General features: G+C 36.8%; 11 protein-coding genes. 4 read left to right on the top strand and 7 right to left on the bottom strand.

The annotated features are described in order from the left end of the window. Positions 1-59 precede the first annotated feature (59 nt). From ACFI4Z_RS17865 to acuR, 3 genes are all read right to left on the bottom strand, one after another. On the bottom strand, positions 60-476 hold the full coding sequence (locus ACFI4Z_RS17865; protein WP_462671726.1) for a VF530 family protein: 417 nt from the start codon (positions 474-476) through the stop codon (positions 60-62). Positions 477-591: 115 nt separating this feature from the next. Further along, positions 592-1,590, bottom strand: a complete 999-nt coding sequence (gene acuI / locus ACFI4Z_RS17860) for an acrylyl-CoA reductase (NADPH) (RefSeq protein WP_462671725.1) — start codon at positions 1,588-1,590, stop codon at positions 592-594. 47 nt (positions 1,591-1,637) lie between these two features. Beyond that, positions 1,638-2,273, bottom strand: coding sequence for an acrylate utilization transcriptional regulator AcuR (acuR, locus tag ACFI4Z_RS17855; RefSeq protein WP_462671724.1), 636 nt, complete (start codon positions 2,271-2,273; stop codon positions 1,638-1,640). 419 nt (positions 2,274-2,692) lie between these two features. Here acuR and rmf point away from each other — a divergent pair, with 419 nt between their 5' ends. Next, positions 2,693-2,863, top strand: a complete 171-nt coding sequence (rmf, locus tag ACFI4Z_RS17850) for a ribosome modulation factor (RefSeq protein WP_058558798.1) — start codon at positions 2,693-2,695, stop codon at positions 2,861-2,863. Positions 2,864-2,932: 69 nt separating this feature from the next. On the opposite strand, the gene fabA is transcribed toward rmf, so the two are convergent. Then, positions 2,933-3,448, bottom strand: a complete 516-nt coding sequence (gene fabA, locus ACFI4Z_RS17845; RefSeq protein ID WP_462671723.1) for a bifunctional 3-hydroxydecanoyl-ACP dehydratase/trans-2-decenoyl-ACP isomerase — start codon at positions 3,446-3,448, stop codon at positions 2,933-2,935. 205 nt (positions 3,449-3,653) lie between these two features. Here fabA and ACFI4Z_RS17840 point away from each other — a divergent pair, with 205 nt between their 5' ends. The 3 genes from ACFI4Z_RS17840 to ACFI4Z_RS17830 are packed head-to-tail and all read left to right on the top strand — an operon-like array spanning position 3,654 to position 5,756. Further along, positions 3,654-4,511 carry a 6-carboxytetrahydropterin synthase gene (locus ACFI4Z_RS17840; RefSeq protein ID WP_462671722.1) on the top strand — a complete coding sequence of 286 codons (858 nt, stop codon included), beginning with the start codon at positions 3,654-3,656 and terminating at the stop codon, positions 4,509-4,511. Further along, a complete protein-coding gene (locus tag ACFI4Z_RS17835; RefSeq protein WP_462671721.1) occupies positions 4,504-5,319 on the top strand; it encodes a M23 family metallopeptidase in 816 nt (271 codons plus the stop codon). The genes ACFI4Z_RS17840 and ACFI4Z_RS17835 overlap by 8 nt, the downstream gene beginning before the upstream one ends. Before the next feature lie 5 nt (positions 5,320-5,324). Beyond that, a complete protein-coding gene (locus tag ACFI4Z_RS17830; RefSeq protein ID WP_058558794.1) occupies positions 5,325-5,756 on the top strand; it encodes an acyl-CoA thioesterase in 432 nt (143 codons plus the stop codon). A gap of 165 nt (positions 5,757-5,921) precedes the next feature. Here the strand turns inward: ACFI4Z_RS17830 and ACFI4Z_RS17825 are convergent, their stop codons facing one another. The 3 genes from ACFI4Z_RS17825 to ACFI4Z_RS17815 are packed head-to-tail and all read right to left on the bottom strand — an operon-like array spanning position 5,922 to position 9,986. Next, positions 5,922-7,241 (bottom strand): Na+/H+ antiporter family protein, encoded by a 1,320-nt coding sequence (locus ACFI4Z_RS17825; RefSeq protein ID WP_462671720.1) that lies wholly within the window; start codon positions 7,239-7,241, stop codon positions 5,922-5,924. Further along, the gene (locus tag ACFI4Z_RS17820) at positions 7,238-9,229 is read right to left on the bottom strand and encodes a transglutaminase TgpA family protein (RefSeq protein WP_462671719.1); all 1,992 of its coding nucleotides are present in this window, start codon (positions 9,227-9,229) and stop codon (positions 7,238-7,240) included. The genes ACFI4Z_RS17825 and ACFI4Z_RS17820 overlap by 4 nt, the downstream gene beginning before the upstream one ends. Then, entirely contained in the window at positions 9,213-9,986 is a 774-nt protein-coding gene (locus tag ACFI4Z_RS17815) for a DUF58 domain-containing protein (protein ID WP_462671718.1), read from the bottom strand. The genes ACFI4Z_RS17820 and ACFI4Z_RS17815 overlap by 17 nt, the downstream gene beginning before the upstream one ends. Positions 9,987-10,221: the final 235 nt, after the last annotated feature.

Below are 10,221 nucleotides of genomic sequence, written 5' to 3'. Positions count from 1 at the left end.
TAGCACCTAGCACCTAGCACCTAGCACCTAGCACCTAGCACCTAGCACCTAGCACCTAACTAGTTGCCCCAAGGGTTACTTGCGTTTGAACGTTGCTTGCGTGTTCGAGCGCGGTCTTTCGCTTCTTTTTTTGCCTGTATTCGCTTAGCATCACTAAAGCTTAGTTCACACGGTTCACCTGGTTTGTGATCTTCTGGAATTACACGATCACGAGGTGGAAGCTGATACTGAACATCATCAGGTTTAGGTAAGTTTTTTAAACGGTAAAGGTAAAAGTTTTCTACTTTGTCTTGCGCCCATTGAGTCTTACGTAAAAATTTTACCGCAGACTTAAGGTCTGGATTATTTTTAAAGCAATTCAGCTGCAAATAAGCATTTAATAATTCCCAGCCGTATTGATCAACTAGTTCAGATACAACCTGCTCAAGTTTAACGCCTTGCAACGGGTTATTACCGAATAATTCTTCGTTACTCATGGTCACTCTCATTTCAATTTCTAATAGCGCAATTATAATTTTTAAATCAGTAATTAGATAGTGAAAACTCTAAGATAAAGCTGTCATTTATCTAACAGCTCTATATAAATGAGCATTAAAGTTTTTGGCAATTGACCACAACACGTCCTCTTACTTTACCTGCCATTAGCTCATCTGCAGATTTGATCACATCATTTAAGCTTATTTCATTGCTTATGGTGTCAAGGTGTTCTGCGCTGACTAAAGAACTGAGTCTATTCCACGCCTCTATTCGGTCAGCTTTAGGGCGCATTACACTGTCAATGCCTATCAGCGAAACCCCGCGTAAAATAAAAGGGGCAACTGAAGCTGGTAAATCCATTCCTTGGGCAAGACCACAGGCAGTTACAACACCGCCGTATTTTAAAGATGCGCAAATATTAGCGAGGGTATGACTACCCACAGAATCTATTGCAGCTGCAAAGCGCTCTTTAGCCAACGGTTTTCCTGGACTTGAAAACTCGTCCCTATGGATGATTTGTTTAGCGCCAAGGTTTGTTAAATAGTCTGATTGCTCTGGGCGACCGGTTACTGCAACAACATTAAAACCTAGTTTATTGAGTAAATAAATAGCAAAGCTGCCAACACCGCCATTAGCACCTGTAACCAAAATATCACCTGATTCGGGTGTGATACCTTGTTTTTCCAGTGCAATAACACTAAGCATTGCTGTATAGCCTGCAGTGCCTATTTGCATAGTTTGTTTTGCTGTTAATCCTGCAGGAATGGCAATTAACCAATCAGCACTTAAACATGCTTTTTGAGCAAGCCCGCCCCAATGTTTTTCACCCACACCAAAACCATTTAAAATTACGGTGTCGCCGGGTTGAAACTCACCTGTCTTACAGCTAGATACTTCGCCTACAAGATCGATCCCCGGGACCATAGGGAAATTTCGAACTACAGGGCCTTTGCCTGTTATTGCAAGCCCATCTTTATAATTAAGTGTGCTGTACAATACATTTATGCTCACATCGTTATCAGGTAACGAGTTAGTGTCTATAGAGTCACACTTAGCAGAGTAGGGAATATCATCAGATTTATTGATAACAATAGCTTTGAATAAATTTTCCATTACTAATCCTTTTAGACCGATCGTCTTTTAATTGGTAAAAAAAGGCGCTACCTAAGTAGCGCACGTAAAAACATTTCTGTGTAAAGCAATAATGGCTGCGAATTTTTAACAAGTTTAGCCCGCATAACCGCACCTTCCCAGCCAACCCAAAAAAATTCGCTCATTTGAGCTGCATCAATATGTTTACTGACTAACTTGTGCTCTTGTGCACCTTCAATACACTGTTGTACTTGTAGCTGCCACTGTTGATAGCTAAGTAATAGTTTAGTTTTAAATTCTTCAGATAAATGATTGAGCTCTTGGTTTAAATTACCAATTAAACAACCCCGACTGAAGTTATATTTTTGCATACCCGTTGAGGCACTTTGAGTAAAATTTATTAAGCGTTCTAAATGAGGCACATCATCTTGCTTTAAATATCGATTTAATTTGGCAACAAAATAATCATTGTATGCGTCTATTACAGTTAAGCCAAAATCATCCTTACTTTTAAAGTAGTGATAAAAAGAACCTTTAGGTACGCCTACTTTTTTTAAAATAGTGTCTATACCTGTGGCACTGAAGCCAAATTCTGTTAATGTTTCAAGCCCTGTAGCTATAAGTAGTGCTTTGGTATCTGCATTACTTCGGATTACTTTTGGTGGCCGACCACGTCTAGGTGGATTTTGCTCATTTATTTGCATACCCCATATTAGACCGATCGTATTTAAAAATACAAGTGTTTTGTATGTTATTTACACATTTTTTCGAATCATAGTTTATGAAAGTATAAATCCTTAATTATTAGTTGTTTGTAATAAACTTGTCATAATTACAATTTATTGATGAACTTTAGTTCAATAAAGATAGTCACATTATAGGCAGGAGACTGCGTTTAACGATTAGATAGTCGTAATTTTTTTATATAAATATTGAATGTAATTTTGTGGTTTGACCACTTTGCTTTTATAAATGTTAATTCATTTTCGCATCAGCAGCTTAGTTAAAGTCAATTTATTTAATTGCTTTTATGATTTGAATTTAACACTTTTATTAACTATTCATTAATTGTAGATGTCATTAGCACTACAAATTTATAAATATAAAAGGTGAGGATTTACCTATGAAGAGACAGAAAAGAGATCGGTTAGAAAGAGCTCATTCTCAAGGTTTTAAAGCAGGTTTGGCAGGACGTTCAAAAGATATTTGCCCTTATCAACAAGTAGACCCTAAATCAGAATGGTTAGGTGGTTGGCGTGAAGCGATAGAAAATCGCAACATGTATAAAACATAATTTTATATACGAATTTTAAGCAAAAACGCCCTCGAATGAGGGCGTTTTTGTTGTTACATTTTAATCGAATTAGAATGCACTCGTATCTTGGAATAAGCCTACTTTTAAGTCTTTTGCTTCATATATAACTCGACCATCAACTTCTACAGTTCCATCAGCCATGCCCATAAATAATTTACGCTTGATTACACGCTTCATATCTAAACGGTAAGTTACTTTTTTAGCTGTTGGCAGAATTTGTCCTGTGAATTTTACTTCACCTACACCTAGTGCTCGGCCTAAACCTGGACCACCAGACCAACCAAGGAAAAAGCCGACAAGCTGCCACATTGCATCTAAGCCAAGGCAGCCAGGCATAACAGGGTCACCCTTAAAGTGACAATCAAAAAACCAAAGGTTTGGGTCAATATCGAGTTCAGCAACGATTTGACCTTTGCCATGTTCGCCACCATCATCAGTGATTGAGATGATACGATCCATCATTAACATGTTATCACTTGGTAAACGGCAATTGCCTTCACCGAACATTTCACCTTGACCACACAGGATCAACTCTTCTTTTGTATAGTTATTTTTAGGTTCCATAACACTTTTTCGTCGCTTAGAAATTGCAGAGTACTTTAGCGTACACTTGTACGCCAAACAACTCTGAGCAGTTAAAAAAATAATATTTCTGCATGAAATATCACCGGTTAGGTAAAGAACATGCTAATTGTGCGATTAGATCGCGCAATTACGAGTAAAAATCATTATAATCACTTTGATTTTTTAACCATATTAAAGGAAGTTTATGATCCTTTTTGTTAACGCACTTACCGTAATTGATTTTTCTTACTTGTGTAATAAACGAGGCGCAGTTGGCGAAAGCTGGATTGTTGATTTAACGCTTCATGGCAAGCTTAATAAAGAGTCTATGGTTCTTGATTTTGGTCTTGTAAAAAAACAAATCAAAGGCATTATTGATGAATGTATAGATCATAAATTAGCAATACCTTCACAAATAAATGGTGAGGTTGTATCTCATGGAGATTACAAAACGCTTGATTGTACATTTGGTGATAATTATCATTTAGCTATGAGTGCACCTAATCAGGCATATTGTTTAATTGATTCCCCCGTAATTGATGAGCAAGCAGTAATAGAATTTTTAACTGCTACTATCATGCCGCAGCTACCAAGCAATATTGATAAAATTGAAATCGAATTAAAGCCTGAACACAGTAAAAGCTTTTACTACCATTACAGTCATGGACTTAAAAAGCATGATGGTAATTGCCAGCGTATTATACATGGCCATCGTTCTCAGTTAGGCGTCTCTTTAGATGGAATGGCTATGCCTAGTATTCAAAAGCAGTGGGCAGACAAATGGCAAGATATTTATTTAGCTACTGCTGAGGATAAAATTAACTCGTCACAATTAAAACATGTTAAAGCGAAAGAGTCTGACCTTTGCTTTGCGTATAGCGCAGCGCAAGGTTATTTTGAAATGGCCATAAGTAAGGACCGCTGTGATATTTTACCAGTAGATACCACTGTTGAATGCATTGCAGCTTATTTAGCACAGCAGATTAAGTCTGAATACTGTGACTCTAACGTTAAGGTGACGGCTTATGAAGGGGTTGCTAAGGGGTCAATTTGTTATGCATAAAATGATTTTTGCCTGTGTACTAACCTCATTGAGCGTTTTTGCACACGGCGTTGAACTCAAAGGTAATCTCACACAAGGTGGTTTAGTCACTGGTAAGCTTGATGGCGTAAAATCAGTAATTTTTAATGGCGAAAAGTTAAAAACCACGGCTGATGGTACATTTGTTTTCGGCTTTGGTCGTGATTCTAAGCTTAATCATGAATTAACGTGGGTAGACAAAGCAGGCAAAAAACATAAGCAGTCATTGCTTATAACTAAACGCGACTACGATATTGATAAAATTACCGGTGTTGCTAAAAAATATGTATCGCCACCTAAAGAAGTCAGTGAGCGTATCAGTCGTGAAGCGGTTGCTGTTAGAAACGCACGTAAAGTTGACTCAGATTTAACGTACTTTCTAGACCCTGTTTATAAACCTGCCCAAGGGCGAATTTCAGGTGTGTATGGCAGTCAACGTTACTTTAATGGTGAGCCGCGTCGTCCTCACTTTGGTTTAGACATTGCCAATAAAACAGGTAGCCCTGTGTATGCACCAGTTAGCGGAACGGTCGTTTTTGCTGATAATGATTTATATTACTCTGGTGGAACACTTATTCTAGATCACGGTCATAGTGTTACCTCAACCTATATCCATTTAAGCAAATTAGATGTAAAAGTGGGTGATGAGATAAAACGCGGTGAAAAAATTGCTGAAATAGGTGCTACAGGGCGAGTAACTGGCCCTCATTTAGATTGGCGATTTAACTGGAAAGGCGAGCGCCTGGATCCTGCACTTATGATGATAGACACCTTAGCGAAGAAAAAGTAGAGAACATGACAACTGAAGTTAACCGCGATGAAATCATTGCACAACGAATAATAGAATCAACTACCTCTGTGACAAAAACCGTTTTTCCAGGTCGCACAAATCACCACAATACATTGTTTGGTGGTGACGCTCTAGCTTGGATGGATGAAGTTGCGTTTATCGCAGCAACACGCTTTTGCCGTAAACCCCTAGTAACTATTTCATCTGATAGAGTTGATTTTAAAGAGGCAATTCCTGCAGGCACGTTTGCAGAACTTATCTCTAAAGTAGTGCATGTTGGTAATACTAGTTTACGTGTTGATGTAGAAATATTCTTAGAAACAATGCATAAAGATGACAAGCATTCTGCCATTACAGGCAGCTTTACTTTCGTTGCTGTTGATGATAATCACAGACCAACACCAGTAGTGTGCGATAAAATGATTTACGGTTTTTAAGTTTAGAAGAAATCTAACTATCTAATAGCACTCGCAGAGAGTGCTATTATTACCTATGGAAAAGAACACATCATACTTTTTGTTGTAATTAGCTAAACTTTGCAGTAAATATATAGATATAAAATTATAGTAATCAGTAAAAAACAATTTTTACTGATCAATTATTTATAAAACCATGGCTGCTATCCAACCAAAGGTTAGCAAAGGGAGGTTAAAGTGAATAAAGGTTGGCACAACAGAGTCCCAAATATGATCGTGTTGGCCGTCTGCATTTAAACCAGAGGTTGGGCCTAATGTTGAATCTGAAGCCGGGGAGCCTGCATCACCTAAAGCACCTGCCGTACCAACAAGAGCAGCAGTTGCCATAACAGAAAAGTTTAACTCTAAACACAATGGGACGAAAAGGGTAGCTATTATTGGCACGGTTGAAAATGAACTACCAATTCCCATGGTGATCATTAAGCCTACTAATAAGATTAATGCTGCAGCCAAAGGTTGATTGCCTTCAATAACACCAGCGGCACTTTGCACTAAAGACGCAACGTCATCAGTCGCTTTCATAACCGAAGCAAACCCTTGAGCTGCAATCATAATAAAGCCAATCATTGCCATCATAGCAACACCTTTGCTAAATACGTCGTTATTTTGCTCCCATTTAACAATACCAAATAAGCTAAATATCATTACACCAACAAGGCCGCCTAATATCATCGAGCCACTTACATTCTGAGCTATTAATGACGTTAATACCGCAGTGATACCAACCAACAATACTTTTTTTGGCTGCTGAACAGTTACGTTGATTGTTTGTTCTTCTAATTCATTTGTTTTATATATGCGGCGTTTTCTGTAGCTAATAAATACCGCTATCAAGAGCCCGATAAACATGCCAATTGCAGGTATTATCATGGCTATGGGGACTTGCGTATTAATAATTACTAGTCCATTTTCGACCAAATTTTTATGTAATATTGAATATAAATAAATTCCGCCAAACCCGTATGGTAGCACCATATAAGAGGTTGCAAGGCCAAACGTTAAAATACAGGCTATGGCTCTACGGTCTAACCGCAGCTTATTAAATACAATTAATAATGGCGGGATCAAAATTGGAATAAAAGCAATATGCACTGGGATAAGATTCTGCGACGATATAGCACATACTAATATTATCGATAATATAAAGTAGCTAAGCGCGCTTTCGCCTTTCTCTGAATTGTTCACTTGTGATAATAGTTTCGCAGCGAGAATCCTGGTAAGACCTGATTTTGAAATCGCAACAGCAAACGCACCCAGCATGGCATAACTAAGGGCGATTTCTGCGCCGCCGGATAAACCCGCATTAAATGCATTCAATGTTTCTGTTAAGCCAAGCCCAGCGCTTAACCCCGCAACCAACGCGCTTAGTGTCATAGCAACAATAACATTTACACGAGCCAACGTTAGCCCAAGCATTAATAAAACACCAATTACAACTGCGTTCATAGAGATCTCTTAGCTTTTGTTTTAATTGATTTTACCAGATCATAGCTGTGATTTTTACGTTGCTGAGTAAATTCATCACCTTTATATCGCACATCGCTGTATAACTGAGCAAACTGCAGGAAAAGTGAACCTTTCTCAGCAAAGTATTCACTCGCTTGATTAAGATATTGTAGTGGAGTCTGGCTAACACTGTGGTTAAAACCATTTTTAGTGCACCAATGCTGAATTTCTTTATAGTGCTTAGCAAGCAGATGCTCATTCAGTATTGCTTTTTTAGGCCAATTTAAATAAACAAAATAGTTAATAAAAATAGTGATGATAGTTAAAATAACGAATAAAGAAATTTTCCATAGTTGGCTGTTACCAAACAGACTATTTAAAAATGAACTCTGTTTTTGTTGATCAAAGCCAAGCACCCAGTTTGTCCATTTATAATCTAAATTTTCTAAATTTAATCGCAGCCAATTAAAGCCTGGTATTTGATTGAATCTTAGTAAGCTAAATTCTAAGTTGCTTGTAAATTCACTATTAAGAGATTGCATCTGTGAAAGTGAACCGCTCAAACGTTCAGGGGAAACAACAGCGGTTGCATCAAAAATTTGCCAGCCTTTACCTTTTATAAATACCTCAACCCAAGCGTGAGCATCATATTGATAAACACTTAGATATTCATCTTGTTCATTTAACTCTCCGCCTAAATAACCAGATACCACTCTGGCAGGAATACCTACAGTTCTAAACATAAACGCTGCAGCACTGGCATAATGGCCACAAAATCCCCGTTTATTATTAAACATAAATTCATCGATAGTGTTATCACCTGTCATAGGCTCTGGTGTAAGGGTATAAGCAAAACCCTTATTTAAAAAATAATCTGTTAAGGCGGTTACAAATGCGCTGTCGTTGTTATGTTTTTTATATAAAGACAACGCAAATTGTTGAGATTGCATATTTGTTTGTTCAGAATTTCGAATTGTTAAATTTTGATAGCGATTAATTTCGTTTAATTGTGGATCATTAAAGGTCGAACTTTTTACCTCGTAATTTATAGTATTACTTAAGTAACGCTTGCGAATCAGTAAACCTTGCTCAGTAGTTTTTACATCAGAGTTTGGTGAATATGCTTGGCCTATGCCATATAGCCAAGGCTTTGAAGAGGGCTCGGCAATAATTGTGTATTGTGAATTAAATTTGTTCGTATCGTTTGCAGACGTTTTATTACGTTGTTGGCTTTTTAATAAATCCGATACTAACCAAGTAGAACCATCAAATTCATCATGAATTATAGCTCGCCAGTAGTATGGTGATGCAGGGGGGTTATTTGTACTTAATTTCGCTCTAAAAACAAGCTCGTCTGAACGAGAAAGTTTTGCAATATTAAAAGGGTTAACACTTTCAGATAACCCGGTTTTAGCAAGTTTTGGCCCTGGTAGTTGCCAAAAAGCGGGGAGTTTTGGTAAAAATAACAATAAGAAAACAGCCACAGGTAAAGCAAGTAATAACATTTTACCGCTTTGCTTAGAGGCAACTTTTAAACTATGTTTATTTTCTATAAGTGCAAGCGCGGCAAAGTTAAACACATATAAAATGCTCACACATAATGTTGCAACAATTGACTGCGAAAATAGATAGACAGTTGATAAACTAAAAAAACTCAGTAAAACAATCGTTTGATAATGCTTTTTGGACTTGGCTTGTAACAATTTAAACAGGCTAGACAAAATAAGCATGGCAACAAACAAAGTCACTGTATCACCGAATCCGATATCGTAAAATAACAGTACGAGTGAAATACCAGCCAAAATATTTGCGAATAATGTGCTTGGTTTAGGCTTATTCATTAAGGTGATTACAAAATTCCACACACATAAAAAAGACAATAATGCAGTAAATACAGGGGTCAGTTCAGACATGATAAATAAAACAACCATGCCATAAATTATTGACAAATTAAGGTTTATTGATTTTTCGTTATGGATTTTTTGCATCTTGGCTCTCAGCACTCAAGTTAAAACGACTCAATGCAGTTAAACATGCAGTAAAGTGTTCGGGGCCTTTAGCCATGGGATAAAGCTGGTTATTTAATTTAAGTGCAAAACCATGATCGTGTAAATGAGCTTGGGTGATCAAAAAGCTTAGATGGCTTAATCTTGTTTCGGCATTACCTTGTAATTGAGAATAATCGTAGGTCATCGGTGTTGAGGCAAAGTTAACAAACTCTTTCACCATCAATTGCTGTGTTTTTGCATAATGTTTCCACGATACTCTTTGCAACCCCATACCATGTTGATGGTCAACTAAGGTATCAAATTCATCAATTCCATTGCCACGTTTTAAATTGCCGTTGTCGTTTTGTACATCATTCATAAAGTTATTATTTTTATTCGGATTAACTTGCTTAGGGTATACAAAAACAGTTTCTTCGATTTGCATGTAACTCCAAACAGAAACTAAACCAAATGGATACTGGCTTAATAATTTTATTCGTTCTAACGGATAACTACCTCTGTTTTTATAAGGCAATGATATTGTAATGTTTGTCTTATCTTTTATGTCATTTAGGTGATGCAATAATTTATTTTGATAAATAAATTGGAGTGACTGACATAATTTATCTGTTGAAATATCAAAAACTAAGCGCGGTGAAATAGGGGAGTAGTCACTATATTTTGCTTTAAAGTGAATAGTTAAACCTTTAACATTGGAATAGCCAACCAAAATAGCCATTACCAAAACAACAAGCATTAAATAAGCCATAGCCAAGATTAGGTTGTTTTGATAATTAATCCCTAATATAAAATTCAATACTGCGACAAATAAAAAACCGCAGCCCATTTTTGAAGGAAGAACATAAATCGTATTATGTTTTAGAGTAAGTGAATTGCCGGTATGTTTATTTTTTAGCAGCTTAGTAAAGAGTGCTTTTTTAAAGTTAGTAAATAAAAAACCACTACTTTTATTTTTTATTATTTTTGCAAAT

It is taken from the genome of Pseudoalteromonas sp. RWi3 (genome assembly GCF_054960735.1).
Note: the sequence above shows the minus strand (reverse complement) of the source record. Positions and strands in the feature narration are given on the sequence as shown.